The sequence below is a fragment of the Paraburkholderia sp. MM5482-R2 genome (genome assembly GCF_050436125.1).
GTDB classification, from domain to species: domain Bacteria; phylum Pseudomonadota; class Gammaproteobacteria; order Burkholderiales; family Burkholderiaceae; genus Paraburkholderia; species Paraburkholderia tuberum.
In genome coordinates this window covers 299,963-319,995 of sequence record NZ_JBNDLP010000001.1, presented here as the reverse complement: position 1 = coordinate 319,995, position 20,033 = coordinate 299,963, and the positions used below count along the sequence as shown (strand labels likewise).

The 20,033-nt window shown below is 62.3% G+C and carries 16 protein-coding genes and 1 pseudogene; 9 read left to right on the top strand and 8 right to left on the bottom strand.

The genetic code is table 11. From position 1 onward, the window contains the following. Positions 1–176 precede the first annotated feature (176 nt). From OKW37_RS01405 to OKW37_RS01395, 3 genes are all read left to right on the top strand, one after another. Entirely contained in the window at positions 177–1,076 is a 900-nt protein-coding gene (locus OKW37_RS01405; protein WP_090812159.1) for a LysR substrate-binding domain-containing protein, read from the top strand. Positions 1,077–1,247: 171 nt separating this feature from the next. Continuing rightward, complete coding sequence (locus OKW37_RS01400; protein WP_429401555.1) at positions 1,248–1,805, top strand: dioxygenase; 558 nt, start codon at positions 1,248–1,250, stop codon at positions 1,803–1,805. A gap of 47 nt (positions 1,806–1,852) precedes the next feature. Continuing rightward, positions 1,853–2,554 (top strand): IS6 family transposase, encoded by a 702-nt coding sequence (locus tag OKW37_RS01395; RefSeq protein ID WP_429401553.1) that lies wholly within the window; start codon positions 1,853–1,855, stop codon positions 2,552–2,554. A gap of 823 nt (positions 2,555–3,377) precedes the next feature. On the opposite strand, the gene OKW37_RS01390 is transcribed toward OKW37_RS01395, so the two are convergent. Next, positions 3,378–4,580 carry an IS91 family transposase gene (locus OKW37_RS01390; protein ID WP_429334558.1) on the bottom strand — a complete coding sequence of 401 codons (1,203 nt, stop codon included), beginning with the start codon at positions 4,578–4,580 and terminating at the stop codon, positions 3,378–3,380. 5 nt (positions 4,581–4,585) lie between these two features. Further along, on the bottom strand, positions 4,586–5,566 hold the full coding sequence (locus tag OKW37_RS01385) for a tyrosine-type recombinase/integrase (RefSeq protein WP_429400968.1): 981 nt from the start codon (positions 5,564–5,566) through the stop codon (positions 4,586–4,588). 436 nt (positions 5,567–6,002) lie between these two features. On the opposite strand from OKW37_RS01385, the gene OKW37_RS01380 reads away from it, so the two are divergent. From OKW37_RS01380 to OKW37_RS01365, 4 genes are all read left to right on the top strand, one after another. Continuing rightward, on the top strand, positions 6,003–6,281 hold the full coding sequence (locus OKW37_RS01380; protein WP_187638175.1) for an HU family DNA-binding protein: 279 nt from the start codon (positions 6,003–6,005) through the stop codon (positions 6,279–6,281). A gap of 11 nt (positions 6,282–6,292) precedes the next feature. After that, on the top strand, positions 6,293–6,544 hold the full coding sequence (locus OKW37_RS01375; RefSeq protein ID WP_222945806.1) for a DUF1016 N-terminal domain-containing protein: 252 nt from the start codon (positions 6,293–6,295) through the stop codon (positions 6,542–6,544). Between the two features lie 4 nt (positions 6,545–6,548). After that, positions 6,549–7,700: a PDDEXK nuclease domain-containing protein gene (locus tag OKW37_RS01370; RefSeq protein WP_429401550.1), complete on the top strand. Its 1,152-nt coding sequence runs from the start codon at positions 6,549–6,551 to the stop codon at positions 7,698–7,700. 474 nt (positions 7,701–8,174) lie between these two features. After that, positions 8,175–8,495: a hypothetical protein gene (locus tag OKW37_RS01365; RefSeq protein ID WP_429401548.1), complete on the top strand. Its 321-nt coding sequence runs from the start codon at positions 8,175–8,177 to the stop codon at positions 8,493–8,495. Between the two features lie 10 nt (positions 8,496–8,505). Here OKW37_RS01365 and OKW37_RS01360 read toward each other — a convergent pair whose 3' ends face one another. Beyond that, positions 8,506–9,216, bottom strand: coding sequence for an IS6 family transposase (locus tag OKW37_RS01360; RefSeq protein WP_429401740.1), 711 nt, complete (start codon positions 9,214–9,216; stop codon positions 8,506–8,508). 74 nt (positions 9,217–9,290) lie between these two features. On the opposite strand from OKW37_RS01360, the pseudogene OKW37_RS01355 reads away from it, so the two are divergent. Beyond that, positions 9,291–9,464, top strand: a pseudogene (locus OKW37_RS01355) (LysR family transcriptional regulator); the annotation flags it as partial. A 313-nt stretch (positions 9,465–9,777) separates the two neighbouring features. Here OKW37_RS01355 and OKW37_RS01350 read toward each other — a convergent pair. The 4 genes from OKW37_RS01350 to nirB are packed head-to-tail and all read right to left on the bottom strand — an operon-like array spanning position 9,778 to position 16,787. After that, positions 9,778–12,585 carry a molybdopterin-dependent oxidoreductase gene (locus tag OKW37_RS01350; RefSeq protein WP_429401546.1) on the bottom strand — a complete coding sequence of 936 codons (2,808 nt, stop codon included), beginning with the start codon at positions 12,583–12,585 and terminating at the stop codon, positions 9,778–9,780. 13 nt (positions 12,586–12,598) lie between these two features. Then, entirely contained in the window at positions 12,599–13,870 is a 1,272-nt protein-coding gene (locus tag OKW37_RS01345) for an NAD(P)/FAD-dependent oxidoreductase (protein WP_090812421.1), read from the bottom strand. After that, on the bottom strand, positions 13,867–14,214 hold the full coding sequence (nirD, locus tag OKW37_RS01340) for a nitrite reductase small subunit NirD (protein WP_090812420.1): 348 nt from the start codon (positions 14,212–14,214) through the stop codon (positions 13,867–13,869). The genes OKW37_RS01345 and nirD overlap by 4 nt, the downstream gene beginning before the upstream one ends. Before the next feature lie 32 nt (positions 14,215–14,246). Next, complete coding sequence (gene nirB / locus OKW37_RS01335; RefSeq protein ID WP_090812632.1) at positions 14,247–16,787, bottom strand: nitrite reductase large subunit NirB; 2,541 nt, start codon at positions 16,785–16,787, stop codon at positions 14,247–14,249. Positions 16,788–17,546: 759 nt separating this feature from the next. Here nirB and cobA point away from each other — a divergent pair. Next, positions 17,547–18,359: a uroporphyrinogen-III C-methyltransferase gene (cobA, locus tag OKW37_RS01330; RefSeq protein WP_429401544.1), complete on the top strand. Its 813-nt coding sequence runs from the start codon at positions 17,547–17,549 to the stop codon at positions 18,357–18,359. A 250-nt stretch (positions 18,360–18,609) separates the two neighbouring features. Here cobA and OKW37_RS01325 read toward each other — a convergent pair whose 3' ends face one another. Next, positions 18,610–20,010, bottom strand: coding sequence for an MFS transporter (locus OKW37_RS01325; protein WP_090812418.1), 1,401 nt, complete (start codon positions 20,008–20,010; stop codon positions 18,610–18,612). Between the last annotated feature and the right edge of the window lie 23 nt (positions 20,011–20,033).

The window sequence follows — 20,033 nt, the reverse complement described above, 5'->3', positions numbered from 1 at the left end:
CAATTGCAGCCCCGCAAAGCACCGCTGCCGCGATGGGCCTTCTCCGCCGTCCGCGTGCCGATAAGGACACCCGGTCTTGTAGCGAAGGATAGCCAGGCGGATTCAGTTGTTGAAATGATGATTTTGCATCGATACAATCGATGTCATCGATTGTTACGCTGGACTTGCGACGCATTATGGAACTCCGTCATCTGCGCTACTTCAAGGCGCTGGCCGATTGCCTTAACTTCACGCGCGCGGCGGAGCGAGTTCACGTTTCGCAATCAACGCTTTCGCATCAGATCAAGCAACTCGAAGACGAACTCGATCAACAGCTATTCGAACGCGTCGGCAAGAAGGTGGTGTTGACGGAGCCGGGCGAACTGTTCCTTGGCTTTGCGACGCAGGCGCTCGAGGCGGTCGATCAGGGACTCGGCGCGCTGAAGGAATCAGGCGGCGTGCTCGGCGGCGAAGTGCGTGTCGGGGCAACGCATACGTTCAACCTCGGATTCATTCCCGACTGCGTCGCGACATTCCTTGCGCAGTTTCCGGCAGCGAAAGTGACGGTCAAGGAATTGTCTGCTGACGACATCATCGCTCAGCTCACGGCCGATCAGCTGGATTTCGGCATCGCTTATCGTCCGCCCGAGCGCAACGACCTATGGTTCGAGCCGCTTTATAACGAGGAGATGGTGCTCGTCGTGTCGGACGAGCATCCGTTCGCAGGCCGCAAACGCATTCGGCTCGTCGAGCTGCATCATCAGCAGATGGTCCTGCTGCCGAACGAGTTCACGACGCGCGTCATGTTGAACGAATGCTTTCAGGCATCCGGGGCAGAGCCGCAGGTCATCGTGGAGATGAATACGATCGCGCCGATGCTGGGGCTCGTCGCGCGCACGAAGATCGCCGCGATCGTTGCAGCCAATGCGGTCGCCCACCAACCGGGGCTCAACGTCATCCCGCTGGAAAGTCCAACGCCGATCCGAACGCCCGGCATCCTGCGCAAGCGCAGCAAGAAACAACAATCTCTCCACGTGCGGTCCTTCTGCTCCATCGTCAGGAAGCTGGCTTCGCAGCGAAACGCGAAGCCGCGCTAGAACGCTCTTCGACTGCGTCGCACACCGACGCATCTATCGATAGCATAAATCGTTACGGTGCAAAAAAACCATTTCTGTCCATGCACGTGTGTCCTTAGACTCTGCGCAAGCGAACGCCGACCGTGTCGAGACGGATCTGAACAGGGCGTTACCGCATCTAAGGAGACATGCGTGACCGCCCGCAAGTTTGATATCACCGAACAGGTTCTAAAGAGCATGAAGCCTGCGAACGCGCGCTTTGGTGTCGTGATGTCGGCGCTTGTGCGCCATCTTCACGACTTCGTGCGCGAAGTGGAGTTGGAGGAAGCGGAATGGATGGCGGCCATCGAACTTCTCACGAAGGCCGGGCAGATTTGCACCGCCAAACGTCAGGAATTCGTCCTTCTTTCTGACACGTTGGGCGTCTCCATTCTCGTTGACGCCATTAATAGTCGTTTGCCTGAAAGTGCCACGCAGCAGACGGTGTTGGGACCGTGCTACTGGAAGGGTGCGCCGGAGCTGCCGATGGGGAGCGATCTTGCCAGGGGCGTCATTGGCGAGCCGTGCTTTTATTCCGGGACCATGCTGACGCTCGACGACGGGCCAATCGAGGGTGCCGTGCTCGACATCTGGTCGGGCGATGGAGAAGGCGACTACGACATGCAGCTCGGTTCCAACGAGATGCGCGCGCGCGGGCGTCTGGCCACGGGACCCCGACGGCAAGTACTGGTTTCGGTTCTGTTGCAGTAAGGCGGTCGGCTATGATGGGCGGAACGACACGAACGACTGAAAGCTCGATGAAGACTATGAATCCGGCGGTGGCCCGAGTGCTCAAACGCCTGCATTATCCGCTCGACGTGATTCTGACCTGCGTGCGCTGGTACGTGGCCTATCCGCTGAGCCTACGGCACCTTGAAGACATGATGGCTGAGCGTGGCGTTTCGGTCGATCATTCGACTGTGCACCGCTGGGCCATCAAGCTGCTGCCGGTGCTGGAGAAAGCGTTTCGCCGCCGCAAACGGCCGGTGGGTAAGAGCTGGCGGATGGACGAAACATACATCCGTGTCAAGGGGGAATGGCGGTATCTTTACCGGGCCGTCGACAAGGACGGCAACACCATTGACTTTCTGCTGCGCGCCCATCGGGACAAGACTGCGGCCCGGCGTTACTTTGAGAAATCGATCGCCCAGAACGGTATGCCCGAGACGGTAACCATCGACAAAAGCGGCGACAATCTCGCCGCGCTCGAGGCGATCAATGCCGATCGTGAAGCGCCCATCAGGATCCGCCAGTCCAAATATCTCAATAACCTGGTCGAGCAGGATCATCGGGCGATCAAGCGACGAACGCGGCCCATGCTGGGGTTCAAGACCTTTCGCTGTGCCCGGATCCTTCTGGCCGGCATTGAGATTATGCACATGATCGCCAAAGGACAGATGAAGTGTGTTCGCGGAGCCCATCCGTCCGCCGCTGATCAATTCTACGAGCTCGCAATGTAAGCAGTACTTCGCGAATCGATCTCGCTCGCTCTTTGATCCTTACTGCGACAAAGCCCTCGACGGCCTCCCCAGCAGGATACTTGCTGCCGAGTATCACACGGTACTTCCAGACGAACGACTGCTCGCTGAAGAGTTGGCAAAAATGCGACGCGAATGGGAAGCGCAGCATCCAGAGCCGCATGACAAAGAGGAAATCCGCGACTGATCCTGAAGTCGCTAGCCAGCCGGCTTCACGTCGGCTGATTCCAGTGTCCGGCTGCGGCAGCTTCAGATTTTCCATGAAACCGAGCTACCGCCGACGTGAGTCCAGATCGGGTTGTCTCCTCGGCCAATCCGGTCATTGGAATTTCCCACCATTCGAGTGTTTCTGCGCGGCTGGTGCCGGAGAAATCGAACAGGTGCTATCGGCCTGAAGCCTCCGGCCGACGCAACGATCAGCCTACCCTGAATTGTGGCGATTAAATTCAATGGCGATAAGGCAGAGGATTTTTAGCGAAGCGCAGACGGCGCACGAGGCGCGCGTTGGCACAACGTGCGGGCCGTCTGTGCTTCGCTAAAAATTCTTTGAGCTAAACCGCTCCGCAGACGGTTGGGCTATGGGCATTGAATCGAAGCGCGCTTGCGATGTTCACGACGACAGTATTCGCAGCGTCCGGGATGAACGGTTGGCGGTCCGGGTTGAGCAAGGAATGTCCGCGCAACGCAGACGATGAACAATCGACGCGGGGTGCGTGCGTGGACGGTCGGCGCCGTCTGGCCAAGCGTGTCCAACGGTGCCTGCGAGACGCGCTGGAACCGGTGTTGCAGGAGAAGGGGTCGAGATTCATCGGGAATTCGCCGGTGGTGCTCGCGGCGGCGCACAGGGTAACAGCCGGTCGATGCACAGCATGCGCCCGCGCGAGCACACCGGACAGTCGCGGAGCGAGCGGCCTGTGAGTTTCGCGTAGCGGTCGCGATAGTCAGGTTCGGGAACGCTGCAGGCCATGGCGGTGGGTTCGACGTTGAGCAGATGACGGCATACGGTCAGCCGGGGCTCACGCAGGCGATTGCTGAGCAACCCGTAGTGGCGGATGCGTTGTAGCCCACGCGGCAACACATGCAGCAGGAAGCGCCGGATGAATTCGTGGGCGTCCAGGTGCATCACGCGCGGCCGGCCCGGATGACGATAGTCCTTCCAGCGGAACGTGACGTGGTCGGCGCTCAGGCCGACGAGGCGGTTGTTGGAGATCGCGACGCGGTGTGTGTAGCGGCCGAGGTAGTCGAGGACCTGCTGCGGGCCGCCGAACGGCTCCTTTGCATAGACCACCCACTCGGTGTGCCGCGAACCGGCCAGGTAGCGGGCAAATTCGCGTCGTTCGGCCAGGTGCGCCAGCGAGGAGAAGAACCGCAGTTCGCCCACGTCGAAGGCGTGCTGCAACCGTTCGAGGAACAGTCGCCGGAACAGACGCGAAAGCACCCGCACGGGCAGGAAGAAACCAGGCTTGCAGGCTACCCAGCGGCTGCCGTCGGGTGCGAGGCCACCGCCCGGGACGACGCAGTGCAGGTGGGGATGATGCACAAGATTCTGCCCCCACGTGTGCAGGATCGCGATGAAGCCGATGGTCGCGCCGAGATGGCGTGGATCGGAAGCGATCGTCTGTAGCGTTTCGGCCGTGGCCTGAAACAGGATGTCGTAGACCACGCGCTTGTTCTGGAAGGCGACCGACGCGATCTCCTCGGGGATGGTGAAGACAACATGGAAGTACGGTACGGGCAGCAGGTCGGCCTGGCGGTCCTCGAGCCATTGCGCGCGGGCGAGCGACTGGCACTTCGGACAGTGCCGGTTACCGCAGGAGTTATAGGCGATGCGCTGATGTCCGCATGTGTCGCACTGTTCGACGTGGCCACCGAGCGCTGCGGTACGACACTGCTCGATCGCGCTCATGACGCGACGCTGCTCCCGGCTGAGCGAGTCGACATGGACTTCCCGATACGTTGGCCCGTGGCGACGCAGAACGTCCGCCAACTCCAGTGCGGCGCGCATGATCGCGCTCAGCTTACGGACGGCGGCGCGGAGCAGATCGATGTAGGAGATTGTAGAGGCAGTCGGTCGAACGGACTGGTCGTCGCGCAGACGGTGCTGGTTGCGACCTTCAGATAGCGCGACGTGGTGGCGAGGCTGCGATGGCCGAGCAGTAACTGGATGGTCCGCACATCGGTACCTGATTCGAGCAGGTGCGTCGCGAACGCGTGACGCAAGGAGTGCGGAGTGATGGATTTGCTGATGCCGGCACGGCGACGCGCTTGCTGGCACGCCAGGCGTATCGTTGCTGGATCGATGGGCTGGTCAGGAAACCGCCCGGGGAACAGCCAGTACTGTGGCCGGCCGATACGCCAGTAGCTGCGCAGGATCTCCAGCAGTCGCGGCGAAAGCATGACGTAGCGGTCGGTGTCGCCCTTGCCCTGTTCGACACGCAGTACCATGCGTTGGCTGTCGATGTCGCTGACCTTCAGGCGGGTTGCTTCCGAGATGCGCAGGCCAGCCGCGTACGCCACCATTAGCAGGCTGCGATGCTTGACGCTTCTGATCGATTCGAGAAACCGCGTCACCTCGTCGGGGCTAAGAATCACCGGAAGTCTGCGCGGTACCTTCGACATGGGGATCTCGTCGATCGGCCAGTCGCGTTTGAGCGTGATGGTGTACAGGAAGCGCAGCGCCGCCGTGGCCACCACCAGCGTGCTCCGGGAACGCTGCTGGAATTCAGCGAGGTGCACCTGGTAAGCGCGAATCTCCTCCGGGCCCAGCAGCGCAGGCGAACGTCCGAAGTATTGGGCGAAGCCGCGGACCTGCTGCAGGTAGGCGCGCTGGGTATTGGCCGCGAGGTTGCGCACGCGCATATCCTCGATCATGCGTCGACGTAATGCCGTCATGGCGGACTCCTTCGAAATGGACAGGGCAGAAACTGCACTGCCATCGTCGCATTCGAAGAAATGCTCGCCGTCAACGATGCCGAAGCCGACGCCGTTGGCCAACCACCTGCTACCGCGTCAGCGGTTTAGTTCAAGTGTCAGTTATCAAAACTTGGAGGGCCACGCAAATCGCCCGGCGGTCTTCGCTTTTCGTCGCCGGGCGCCCTTGGGGACAGCCGCGGGAGTTCGCTTGGTAGGCGTCGCCGAGCCTCGGGGCGCAACGAGCGCGAATGGGGACGCACAAGCCGGCAAGGCTGGCGATTGTTGCTTCGCCTGATCAGCGGGAAAGCGGGCAGCGATCGAGGCGGACGGACGGCACGGCTGGCGCCGTCTGGAAAGCGGGCCGCCCCACAAAAGGTGACCTTTGACGGCGGTGCCACCGGTGGGCATCGATGGCTGCATCAAGGCCAGCTCGGTGGCGCCGCTCTGAAGCCGGTTGCGCACCGGTCAGGGGATCGGGTAGGGTGGCGGCATTCAACCCAACCTCAAGGACATCACCATGAACAAGCAGGACCTCGTCGACGCCGTCGCCGCTAAAACGGGCACCAGCAAGGCGCTGGCCGCTGAAACGCTCGACGCGCTGCTCGGCACCATCACAGCGACCGTCACGAAGGGGGACACCGTACAGCTGATCGGGTTCGGCGCATTTTCGACCGGGGCGCGGGCCGCGCGCGTCGGCCGCAATCCGTCGACTGGCGCGGAAATCCAGATCCCTGCGGCGAAGACGGCCAGGTTCACGGCGGGCAAGGCGTTCAAGGATGCCGTCAACGCGTCATGACGGAGGATGCGATGGTGCCCGACGATTACGCCGGGCTGCACGAGGAAGTGGTCAATGTCGTCGAGTCGGCGCGACGCACGGCGGCACGCAACGTTAATGCCGTGATGACCGCCGCCTACTGGGAGATCGGGCGGCGGATTGTCGCCACTGAGCAGGGCGGGCAAGCGCGCGCCGGCTACGGGCAGGCGCTGATCGGGCGACTCGCCGACGACCTGACACGCCGCTTCGGCCGCGGGTTCCCTCGATATCAATCTGGAAACTGAGAAGATGAGCGGCAGCAATTTGGCCGAGGACGACTACGGCACAACCCTGAGCGACGTGATCGCACTGCTTGAAGAGGCGCGGCGGGCCGCGGCGCGCAGCATCAATGCCCTGATGACGGCAACCTATTGGCTGGTGGGCCGGCGGATCGTGGAACTGGAGCAGGGTGGGCACGAGCGTGCAGCGTACGGGCAGGAGGTCCTGCAGCGCTTGTCGAGCGACCTTACCGAGCGGTTCGGGCGAGGCTTCGGAGCCGACAATCTTGAATTAATGCGCCTGTTTTACCTGAGTTATCAGCTTGGCGAAATTTCCGAATCGGTGATTCGGAAATCCGGCGCTCCCGCAGCCGAGCCAAAATCCGAATCACCGATTCGGGATTTCGGGCTCCAGCAGCTCGGCGAACGTTTCCCGCTTTCGTGGACCCACTACGTCAGGTTGATGCGACGGACGCGTTCTCCCGAAGAGCGGATGTTCTACGAGGCGGAAGCCCTGCGCGGAGGCTGGAGCGTCCGGCAACTCGAACGGCAGATTGGCAGTCAGTTTTATACGCGCACGCTGATGTCCCGAAACAAGCGCGCAATGCTTGAAAAGGGTGCGGTCGCGAGGCCGGATGAGGCCGTGAGCCCAGACGAAGCGATCAAGGATCCTTACGTACTCGAGTTCCTCGACCTGAAAGACGAATACTCCGAGAGTGACCTTGAGGAAGCGTTGATCCACCGTCTCGAGGACTTTCTGCTTGAACTTGGTGGAGATTTCACGTTCGTCGGACGGCAACGCAGACTACGGATCGGTGACAGCTGGTTTCGCGTGGACCTGCTGTTCTTCCACAGGCGCCTGCGATGCCTTGTAATCATCGACCTAAAACTGACCGAGCTTAATCATGCCGATGTCGGGCAAATGCATATGTATTGCAATTATGCAAAAGAGCACTGGACGCTACCCGGCGAAAACCCGCCGGTCGGCCTGATCCTGTGTGCTAGAACCAACGCGGCAATTGCGCGTTATGCGCTTGACGGTCTGCCCAACAAGGTGCTTGCCGCTGAATACCACACCGTACTTCCCGACGAGCAGTTGCTTGCTGAAGAATTGGCGAAGACCCGCCGCGAGTGGGAGGCGCAGCATCCGGTCCTCCCTGAGAGCAAACATTCCGGTAGCTGACAGCCATAATGGGCCCGGTCGCTAACGCCGGTTACCGCGCTACAGATCCTTCAGTTCATCCTGCAATTGCCTAAGGACGCAGCGCAGCGTGTCTCCCAGATTCTCTGCGCACCCAACACCAAACGGTGTGACTCCTGTTCCAATTTGTTCCGAACTTGCCGAAACGCTGAGATCGACCGCAGCATCGGTGTCAAGAAAGTTAAATTTCCCGAAGCTCTGCATTGCAGCCTAGGTGCTGGCAAGTCAGTTGCACTTGCCATTCCTATCCCGCATATGCGAGACCAAGGCCAAAGCTCATACCCTGAAGGAACCTCAGCCGCCACGAATGGCTAATCATTATGCATAGATCGCGACCAACCAAAAACTTTATCGTGTACCAGCCAGCGCTGCCTACCGTGCGATTATGAGTTCGGTTATGATCGTCATTTCCGATAACACAAATTAAGACCGAAGTGAAGGTCGCCCCGGGCTAGGATGGCTGAGAGAGTAAATATCGCGCGTATCGCCGAGATCGTGTCGGCCGATATTTTTAGCAAGCTTGGATGGGAAGCGCATGGCGTACCAAACGAGTCGTGGGAATGCAACGAGCCAACTCACGAAAAGCGAGATCATCCTACTGACGTAACTTTTGTGTATCAGGATCCATACTCGGCGCGGAATGTGCATCTCATTACCGACCTGAAGAGCTATGCGGCGGGAAGCATCAAAGAATTTTCCCTTCGGGAAACGATCGAATCCCTAGCGCTTGCGGTGGCTCTGGTGCAAATAGGTGGTGTGGACAAGATTTTAGTATAGAAAGGATACCTCATGAAACAGACAGGACGGCCTTCCAGACTGCGGGTGCAGCGGTATCTTTGAGGCCGAGCTTCCCGAGTCTGAATTGGCCTTTGCGAATACGGTGTACCAACTCAATACCTGAGAGAGTGATCGCTGCGTTCCTGAAACGTTTGAAGCCGAGCATGACTTTCGTCCGGGACTTGATGTTGCGGTGGTCCTGTTCGACCAGATTATTGAGATATTTAGAGGATCGGACCTTCGATTCCTCAGGCAGCAAGCCGTCGGCCTTCATCTCGCGCACGGCGCGGTGCGAGGCTGCATAACCATCAAGCGTGATGGTCTTCGGTGGCTGGCCTTGATGTTTGATTGCCTTCCTGAAAAAGGCTTTTGCCGCCTTCACGTCGCGCCTGGCGCTGAGCATGAAGTCTACTGTCTGGCCCACCCGATCCACCGCTCGATAAAGATAGACCCACTTGCCGCGCAGCTTGAGGTAAGTCTCGTCGACACGCCACGACTGCCCGGTGGGCCTGCCAAAGCGGTTCCACCGTTTGATGAACTCCGGCGCAAAGCGCCGCACCCAGCGCAGGATCGTCGTGTGCGCCAGCGGCAGACCCCGTTCCGCCATCATTTCGACCAGATCGCGCAGGCTAAGCTTGTAGCGCAGGTACCAGCGAACACACAGAATGATCACATCGCGGTCAAAGTGACGGCCTGCGAACAGTTCGTCAAGGCTCTTCAGCTTGCTCATCGTCGGTTCTCAATTCGTTCAGCCGGACACCTTAACCGATTTGCCCCCGCGCTATTTGCACCAGAGCCGTGGCGCCGCTCGCGCGCTGTGCGGTTCCCGCTCACCTGACCTTGCTCGGCCATGCGCAGGGCTTGCCCGAAATTGCTGCGCTGGAGGTCGTACTTGCGCGGAGCGCCAAATCGAAGCGGCCGCCATGCGACTTTCTCGCCGAAAAGATCATGTCGGAGCTGCGGCGTTAGTCGCACAGCGCAGCGTGTCGATACCGCTCCCCTTCAACGCAATCAATGGCGATGCGAACATGGCGTGCCAGGGTGCGCCGGCCCCACGGCTGCGCCCGACTTGCGGGTGCGGCGCCGCGCACGGTCATACCGCTCTCGTTCGCTCGGATGTGAGGCGCGAAGATTCGCCGTATGTCGCAGGTGTCCCTCTCCGACACCTTCTGAACCTGACGGGCTGACGTTGGTGTCGTCATGGCAAGCGAAGAAAGGATCGCCAGGTTTGATCACGGCCAGCATGGTTTTAAGTCTCTTCAGCATGAAACGTTAGTCTCCTTCAGGCGATGCTCAATCGCGCCAGTTCGGTGTCCACCAGCAGCTTCTTCAGTTCCGGCACGCAGGACCCGCAGTTGCCGCCGGCTTTCAGGCACGCGGTAATCTCCGCGGCGGTCTTCAGTCCCTGCTCGCGAATTGCTGCACAGATCGTATTGCGCCCAACACCGAAGCACGAACAGACTGTGGGTCCCGTATCGGTGCCCTTACCGATCGGTTGGCCAGGCAGCAGGCCAATGCGGTCCGCCTCGTCGAGCCGGTCCTTCGCAAACAGGCTCGCGAGCCACGCGCGCGCCGGCAATTCGGATTGCGCCGACAGGAAAATGCAGTTCTCGATACGGTCGTCGACCAGACGAACCGCGCGATACACGCCCGCGGCACGGTCCTCGTATTCGAGCCAGTCGGCATGAGCATCGTCGATGCCGAACAGCGCGCGCGCCCAGACGCCAGGATCACCGTGATCGGCGAGCGGGTTGCGGCCCGCGAGTTCGTAGCGCACAAACTGCGTGCCGTGAATGCGTGTCCAGTACGTCACGCTGTCCAGCACCGGAATGTGCCGGCTCAGTGAGAAACCGTGCCAGGCAACGTGGAACCTGTCGACCCGAACCGGAGTGTGTTTGAACTCAGGCTCGCCAGAAACCGGATCGACTTCGGGATTCACCACCGCACCCACGCGTGCATCGGAGGCAACCTGATCGTTCCAGTGAATGGGGATGAACACGCTGCCGCGCGGCATGCCGCCGCCGTATTGCACGCGTGCGACCATCGCACCCCAGCGACTCGACACGCGCGCGAGGTCGCCTTCACGCACGCCGCACGACAGTGCATCCTGCGGATGCATGTCGACAAACGCCTCCGTGACATGACTGGCAAGTTTCTCCGACTTGCCCGTTCGGGTCATGGTGTGCCACTGGTCGCGCACCCGGCCGGTATTCAACGTCAGCGGATATTCGTCATCCGGCGCATTGACCGGGGCGCGGGGTGGCGTGGCGACGAAACGCGCCTTGCCGTCCACGTGGCTAAAGCGACGGTCACCAAAAAGACGCGCGGTGCCCGCCAATGCCGCGTCTTTCTGCGTGAGAACGGGCCACTGGATAGGCTGCAACGCAGCGTAACGTTCGCGACCGAGGCCAACAAGACCAGCCAGGTTGAACGCGCGACGCAGGTCGCCGTCGACAAGTTCGTCGCCGGTTCCGTCAGCGCTCTGGCGACCCTCGTTACGCCACGCACTCAGCCGCGCATGCTCATCGAAAATCTCGTACTGGCTGGAGAACTCGAAGCCCGGATAGCCCATCCGCTGTGCAACGTCGCAGATGATCCGCCAGTCCGCGCGTGCTTCTCCGGGCGCCGGAAGAAACGCACGCTGGCGCGAGATCCTGCGCTCGGAATTGGTGACGGTGCCGTCCTTTTCTCCCCAGCCGAGCGCCGGCAGCAGGATATGCGCAAACGCATTGGTGTCCGTGTTCTCGACAATGTCGGAGCAGACGACGAGTTCACAGCGCGCGAGCGCGCGCTTCGCCTGGTCGCCGTCGGGCAGGCTGACGACCGGGTTCGTGCCCATGATCCAGACCGCCTTGATCCGGCCGTTCCCGATCGCCTCGAAGAGTTCGACCGCCTTGAGTCCTGGCCGCGAAGCGACGACGGGCGATCCCCAGAATGTCTGGACCAGTTCGCGATGCCGCGGGTTGTCGAGTTCCAGATGGGCGGCGAGCGTGTTCGCCAGACCACCGACCTCACGCCCACCCATCGCATTCGGCTGTCCGGTGAACGAGAACGGCCCCATGCCTGGTCTGCCGATACGGCCCGTCAGCAGATGACAATTGATAATGCTGTTGACCTTGTCCGTGCCGGAGCTCGACTGGTTCACTCCCTGCGAATACACCGTCACCACCCGCTCGGTGCGCGCGAAGAGTCGATAGAACTCGAGGAGATCGTGCGGATCGACCTTGCAGGCCTTTGCACATTGCGCGAGGTCAAACGCGGTTGCTGCGCCGGCTGTAGCGGCATCGAGCGCCTGCGCATAGCCGGCCGTATGCGCGTCGACGAACTCCGCATCGATCGCGCCGTGTTCCGCGAGAAAACTGAGCAAACCGTTGAACAGCCAGACGTCGGTGCCCGCGCGCAGCGGCAGGTGCAGGTCAGCCATTTCGCAGGTCGCGGTATAGCGCGGGTCGATCACGACGACCTTCATATCGGGGCGCGTCTCCTTGATCCTGATGATCCGCTGGAACAGGATCGGATGGCACCACGCCGTATTCGAACCGACCAGCACGACGAGGTCCGCCAGTTCGAGATCGTCGTAGCACACCGGCACCAGGTCTTCGCCGAAGGCCCGTTTGTGACCGGCGACGGAGGACGACATGCACAGGCGTGAATTGGTGTCGATATTCGCGCTGCCGATATAGCCCTTCATCAGTTTGTTCGCGACGTAATAGTCCTCAGTCAGCAACTGTCCTGAGACGTACAGGGCGACAGCATCCGGGCCGTGTTGATCGATGATCCGGCGAAAGCCGTCAGCGACCGTGTCGAGCGCATCGTTCCATGACACGGGGCGCAACGCGCCGCTCGCCGGCTCGCGCAGCTTCGGATGGAGCAGCCGTCCATCGAGTCCGATGGTTTCGCCGAGGGCTGAGCCTTTCACGCACAGCCGACCGAAGTTCGCCGGGTGGAGTTCGTCACCGGCGATGTCGTGCTGGCCGTCTGGGCGCGCGCTCGCGCGTACGCCGCAACCGACGCCGCAGTATGGACAGGTGGTCCTGACAGCGTCACGGCTACCGTCAGGCGTACTGGAAATGACGATGGGAAGACTCACGTTGGGTTCCGGTTCAGGCGGGCTGAGCCTCGCAGAGGGCCCGGCCAAATAGCAGCTGGCTGCGCAGCGGAGAAATGTCGGTGCGGTTCTGGATCAGTTCGAAATACCACGCGCCCTCGCTGACGTCGCCATAGAGGACTGCGCCGATCACCCGGTTATCCTCGATCACGAGGCGCTTGTAGACGCCGCGTCGCGGATCGCGCAGCACCAGGTCTTCACTGTCCGGACCGCCGGTGAAGTCGCCAGCGGAATACAGCTCGACGCCGGTGACTTTCAACCTGGTCGCCGTCGCGCTCTGCACGTAACGGCGGTGGCCGGCGCCCGCCAGGTGGGCGCCGCACACGCGCGCCTGATCCCAGATCGGCGCGACAAGACCGAAGGTTGCCGTCCGGTGCTGCACGCATTCGCCGACGGCGTAGACACGCGGATCGTAGGTCTGCAGCGTGTCATCGACGACAATCGCACGCTCGCAGTGCAGCCCGGCCTGTTTCGCGAGGTCAATATTCGGGCGCACCCCGACCGCCATGACAACCAGGTCGGCGGGGATCTCCGCACCGTTGTCAAAACGCACTGCAGTCACACGATCCGGCCCGACGATTTCGACGGTGTTGGCGTTCAGCAGGAAACGCAACCCTTTGCGCTCCAGCGTCTGCTGCAGCAGGGCCGCCGCGCTCCGGTCGAGCTGGCGCTCCATCAGGCTGTCCATGACGTGCACCACCGTGACCGACATGCCCTGGCGCATGAGCCCGTTCGCGGCCTCCAGCCCGAGCAGACCGCCGCCGATCACCACTGCGTGACGGTGACTGCGCGCTGCGGCGAGCATTGTTTCGACGTCCTGGATGTCGCGAAAAGCGATCACCCCGGGCAGCTCGTGACCCGGCACCGGAACCACGAAAGGCTTGGAGCCGGTCGCGATCAGCAACCGGTCGTAGCCCACCTCGAAGCCGCTTTGCGAGCGCACGATGCGGCGCCTGCGATCGATCGCGGCCACCGGGTCGCCAGCATGCAGCTGGATACCGTTGTCTGCGTACCAGTCACGCGTGTTGAGGATGATGTCGTCGACACTCTTCTCGCCCGCCAGCACCGGTGAGAGCAGGATGCGGTTGTAGTTGCCGTACGGCTCGGCACCGAATACGGTGATGTCGTAGAGGCCCGGTGCGAGCTTCAGCAGTTCCTCGACGGTGCGCATGCCCGCCATGCCATTGCCGATGACAACGAGGCGCGGGCGCGAAGGCGCGTCGAACGCTGCGCCTCCTGAGGTCTGCGCGTCGATTGCGTGTCTCATGCCGCGACCCACACCTTGCCGCTCTCGACACGCACCGGGTAGGCGCTGACGGAATGCTCGGGCGCCTCGAGGCACTCGCCGGTGCGCAGATCGAAATGATGCTTGTAGATCGGCGAGGCCACCACGATGCGCTCGCCGAGGTTGCCGATCAGCCCACGCGAGAGCACCGCCGCGTGCGAACCCGGATCGAAGTTGTCGATTGCGAACACGCTGCCCTCACCGTGCGCGACATGAAATACCGCTACCTGCTCGCCGTTGACGAGCGCACAGACGCCCGTATTGGGAACAATGTCGTCGAGCGCGCACACGGGCATCCAGGCTTGCGGAGTTTGATCGTTACTCATGCTGGCTTCCTCACGGTCAGGGTGGTGGATGGTCAGACGGTCTCGGCGACCACGGGAATCGGGAACTGCCGCGCTTGCCGCTCTTCCTGCGTTGCGGGACGGATCTGGCCGCGCTCCTCGACGAAGGTCACGTTGTCGTCGAGCTTGTCGCTGTTGACGAAATGGCGGAAGCGCTTGCGCGTTTCGGGATCGGTCACGGCCCTCTTCCACTCGCACTCGTAGGTATCGATCACGTGCTGCATTTCCCCCTCCAGCTCCGCCGCGAGTCCGAGCTTGTCGTGCACGACGACGTCGATCAGGTATTGCAGCCCGCCCTCGAGGTTGTCGCGCCAGACGCTGGTGCGCTGCAAACGGTCGGCGGTGCGGACATAGAGCATCAGGAAGCGGTCGATGTAGCGCACCAGCGTCTCGCGGTCCAGATCCGACGCGAGCAGTTCGGCATGTCGCGGCTTCATCCCGCCGTTGCCGCACACGTAGAGATTCCAGCCCTTCTCGGTGGCGATGATGCCGACGTCCTTGCCCTGCGCTTCCGCGCATTCGCGGGTGCAGCCCGACACGCCGAACTTGATCTTGTGCGGCGAACGCAGGCCCTTGTAGCGGTTTTCCATCGCAACGGCGAGGCCCACCGAATCGCCGACGCCGTAGCGGCACCACGTCGAGCCGACGCACGACTTCACGGTGCGCAGCGACTTGCCGTAGGCATGGCCGGATTCGAAGCCGGCCGCGATCAGTTCTTCCCAGATCAGCGGCAGTTGATCAACACGCGCGCCGAACAGATCGACGCGCTGGCCGCCTGTAATCTTTGTATAGAGGCCGTACTTCTTCGCCACCTGGCCGATGGCGATCAGGCCTTCCGGGGTGACCTCGCCCCCCGGCATGCGCGGCACGACCGAGTAGGTGCCGTCACGCTGGATGTTGGCGAGGTAGTAGTCGTTCGAGTCCTGCAGGCCTGCATGTTCCTTCTTCAGCACGAACTCGTTCCAGCACGACGCCAGGATTCCGGCGACCGCGGGCTTGCAGATATCGCAGCCGAGGCCATGGCCGTGCTTTTCCAGCAACGCGCCAAAGGTCCTCACGCGCTCGACGCGGACGAGGTGATACAGCTCCTGGCGCGAGTACGGGAAGTGCTCGCACAGGTGGTTGTTCACCGCGAGGCCCTGCTTCTTCATCTCGGCCTTCATCACCTGCGTGACAAGCGGCACGCAGCCGCCGCATGCGGTGCCGGCGCATGTCGCGCTCTTCACCGCGCCAATACTGGTCGCGCCCGCGCACACCGCCGCGCAGATTTCGCCCTTGGAGACGTTGTTGCACGAGCAGATCTGCGCGGCTGCGGGCAGCGCGTCGACCCCAAGTCCGGGTTTGGCCTTGCCGTCGCTTTGCGGCAGGATCAGGAACTCCGGCGCTTCGGGCAGCTCGATGCTGTTCAGCATCATCTGCAGCAGCGTGCCATATTCGGCCGCATCGCCCACCATCACGGCGCCGAGCAACTGCTTGCCGCACTCCGACACCACCAGCTTCTTGTAGACCTGTTTGAGTTCGTCGCTGAACTGGTACGTGCGGCTGCCCGGCGTCTTGCCGTGCGCGTCGCCGATGCTCGCGACATCCACGCCCATCAGCTTGAGCTTGGTGCTCATGTCCGCGCCGGCGAAGCCCGCATCATCGCCGAGCAGGTGCTTCGCGGCGACGCGCGCCATGTCGTAGCCAGGCGCAACCAGGCCGTACACCATGCCGTTCCACGCCGCGCATTCGCCGATCGCGTAGATGTCGGGGTCGCTGGTGCGGCAGTTCGCATCGATCGAGACGCCGCCACGCGGACCCAGTTCCAGGCCGCACGCACGCGCGATCTCGTCGCGCGGACGGATACCGGCGGAGAACACGATCATGTCGGTGTCGAGATGCGTGCCGTCGGCGAACTGCATGCGGTGCGTGCCCGCTTCGCCATCGACGATGGCGAGCGTGTGCTTGGCCGTATGGACCTGCACGCCCAGCTCCTCGATCCTGCTGCGCAGAACCCGACCGCCGCCGTCGTCGACCTGCACCGCCATCAGCCGCGGTGCAAACTCGACGACATGCGCGGCCAGTCCCATGTCATGCAGCGCCTTCGCGCATTCAAGCCCCAGCAGGCCGCCGCCCACCACGACACCCGACTTCGCCCGCGCGCCGCACGCCTGCATCGCTTCGAGATCTTCGATGGTGCGATAGACGAAGCAGTCCTGACGATCACTGCCTGCCATTGGCGGAACGAACGGCGAGGAACCGGTCGCGAGCACCAGTTTGTCATAGGAAAGCGTCTCGCCGCTCGAGACGCTCACGGTGTGGGCCTCCCGGTCGATCGAGACCGCCTTCGTGTTGAGCTTGAGCAGCACGCTCTCGCGCTCGAAGAAACCTGGCTTCACGAGCGACAGATCCTCTGCGGACTTGCCGGAAAAGAATTCGGACAGATGCACGCGGTCATATGCGGGACGCGGCTCCTCGCACAGCACGGTGACGTGCAGCGCAGACCTCGCGTCGTCCACAAGACATTCAAGAAGCTTGTGACCCACCATCCCGTGGCCAATGACGACAACGTTCATGACGGGTGTCTCATCCATTCCCAGCGCGGTTCGCGGCATGATTTTCGTCCGGCAAATAAAAAGGCGTCCCGCGGATCCAGTCGTCAGATGACTGAATTCAGGGGACGCCGTTGTCCAAAAAATAATGACCTACAGAATGACTTTTGCTGCGTGCTGGCCGGATCATCGTTGATCCGCTGCCTTGATTTATGCAAAGGCCGTGCCAGGCGGCACATCGGCCGTAGTGGCCCGAGCCACAGGCGTTATTGGATCTCAGCCCTGGTTTGGGGCGCAACAGGAAGATGCATTTTGCCGGGCATGGCACGACGGTGGTGCAATGCAGCACATCATCCGTGCAGCGGGTCGGGTGAAGATGGCCTGCTTTGGCTTTGCTCGTGAACCCAGATTAGTGAGCAGACCAGAGGTTTTTCGCGGTGTATTGCGCGGCCCGATGTGATAGCACCCGCGAGCCGGCCCGGCCTCGCAGTGCATCGTCACATCTGGCCTGCATGGATGGCGTCGTCGCGCGTTCTGCGCTGCTGCCCGCGTCGGCACTGTCTGGCGTGGATATTGCCTCTATCGATGCGCGCGGCAACGGTGCCGGCACATGGAATCACGCTGCAGATGGTGCGCAATGCGCCCCCGGCAGCGCAGGCAACCCAGATCAGGACAACGGCGTCCCCTCGTTAAACACGACGAGCGGACGCCGTTTGCATTTGGCGCAGCGCTCGTCCAACCGGCCATCGAACCGGCCGCCTCAGGACGTACAAGGACATCACCATGGCAACGGGCAAGGTCACTTTACTCAGCGCGGGTCCAGGCGACCTCGATCTGCTCACGATCAGGGCAGCAAGGCTGCTGGCAAGCGCCGATGTCGTGCTGCTCGACGACCTCGTCAATCCGGAGATCGTGTCGCTTGCGCCGCAGGCGCGCGTGATTCGCGTTGGCAAGCGCGGCGGCTGCAAGTCGACCCCGCAGGCGTTCATTCAGCGCCTGCTACTGCGCTACGCGCGCGCCGGCCGTCACGTGGTACGCGTGAAAGGCGGCGACGCCCTGCTGTTTGGACGCGCCGGCGAAGAACTGGCGGATTTGCGGCGCGCACAGATACCGTTTGAAATCGTCAATGGCATTTCGTCGGGTTTTGCCGCGGCAGCAGGTCTCGGTATTTCGCTCACGCATCGCAATCACTGCCCGGGCGTGACGTTTATCACGGTGCACCTGCGCGACGACAGCGAGCCAGACTGGGCCGCGCTGGCCGCCACCGGCACGACGCTCGCCATTTACATGGGCATGAGCCGCATCGACAGCCTGTGTGCCGCGCTGATGTCAGCCCTGCCGCACGACACGCCTGCTGCGGTGGTGCAATCGGCGGGCAGCGCTGCGGAGCGGCACGTGCTCGCGACGCTCGACACGCTTGAAGCGCGTGCGCATGCCGCCGGCTTCGGCAGCCCGGCTGTCATTCTGGTTGGCAAGGTGATTGGCGAGGCCGTGGCGCATGCTATGCACGAGTCGGTGGCGGACGTGTCTATTGAATTGCCGTCCACTTCTCACGTGCAACGCTACGAGCGCGAGGCGGTCTTGCGCAGCGCATGATCCAGACGTCAAACGCTAGACGGCTTAGGCCCGCGTCGTCTGACGCGGGCCGTTTTACATACGGCGTTGGGATATGACAGCGGCGATCCGCTTTGCACACACCGGTCGCCTCACTCAGCAATAGAACTGACGATTCACACCTTCAGGCTGAGCTCCCGCATTTATCCGATTCTTTGCGAGCGAGGCGAAACGGGAAGCGCGCGCCGCGACTTACAGCCAATGCAGGCACGTTTCCCGCCCAACGCCCAGCTCACACTCCACTATTCGCACGCGCGCCCGCAGCCGGGATCGGGCTCGCAACCACCAGGCTCTCCGCAGGCAGCGCCCAAGTGAGCCAGCGCGTGCGATGCAGGACAACCAGCGCGAAGGCCAGCGCCGAGATGACGCCAAAGGTCGCGAAGCCCATCTGATAGCTGCCGGTGCTTTCCTTGGCCATCCCCATGATCACGGGAAGATAGAAGCCGCCGATGCCGCCCGCTGCGCCGATGATCCCGGACATCAACCCGGTCTTGCCCTTCCAGCGTTGCGGCACGAGCTGGAAGGTCGCGCCGTTGCCGAGCCCGAAGCACAGATAGGTGGCTACCAGCAACGCGATGCCGGCGGGCAGCGGCGGCATCCACGCGGCGAATGCGAAATCGCACAGCGAAATACCGGCGAGCAGCAGCACCAGCGCGCGCACGCCGGAGATGCGGTCGGCGATCAGGCCGCCGAGCGGCCGCACCAGCGCACCCGTGAAGGCAAGGAGCGACATGAAGAGCCCCGCCTCCAGCTTTGGCAACTGATACAGCGAAACCAGCAGCGTCGTTACATAGGACGACATGCCGACGAAGCCGCCGAACGTGATGCTGTAGACCAGCATCACGACCCACGTGTCGCTTTCCGCGAGCACACTGCGATAGTGCTTCGGCAGCACCGCAATCGCCAGCAGCGCGCCGAGTACCGGCAGCAGCAGCACGCCTGTCTTGCCGGCGCCGAAGACACCCGCGTGCACGGCAAGCACGAGCGCGATCAAGCCGCCCAGCGTGACGCAGAAACTGCGCAACGCACGCGGTGCGCTGCCGGACTTCGGCCCCAGGTCCTTCGCCCACAAGAACAGCGCCGTAGCCGCGAGCGCGAGCAACGGCAACGCCGCGCCTGCGGCCTTGGCCCAGCCGAAGTGATCGGCGAGGCTCGGGAACAGAAAACCATCGAGCACTGCGCCGATATTGCCCGCCGCAGCGAGCCCCAGCACCAGCCCCTGCACCTTGGGCGGATAGTTGCTGCCGGCCATCGGCAGCGCCACCGCAAAGCTCGCGCCGCCCACACCGAGAAACACGCCCAGCACCAGCAGCATCACATATGAAGGCGCGGACGGTGACAGCAGCAGCACGATCGACGGCAACGCCGACAGCACGACGCCGCAGAGCGCAATGCGGCGGCCGTCATAGGCCTGGTACAGGTTGCCGAGCGTCACGCGCAGGATCGCCGCGCCCAGCACCGGAACCGCGACGAGAAAGCCCAATTCCGCCGGCGACATCGCGATGTCCTTGTGGATGAACGGGGCGAGCGGGCCGAACATCACCCACACGGTGAAGCCGGTATCGAAGTAGAGGAAGCACGCCAGCAACGCGCGCCAGTTACCGCTCGTCAGCGAATTCAACAGATGTTTCATGGGTTTCTCTCGCAGGGGAAAAG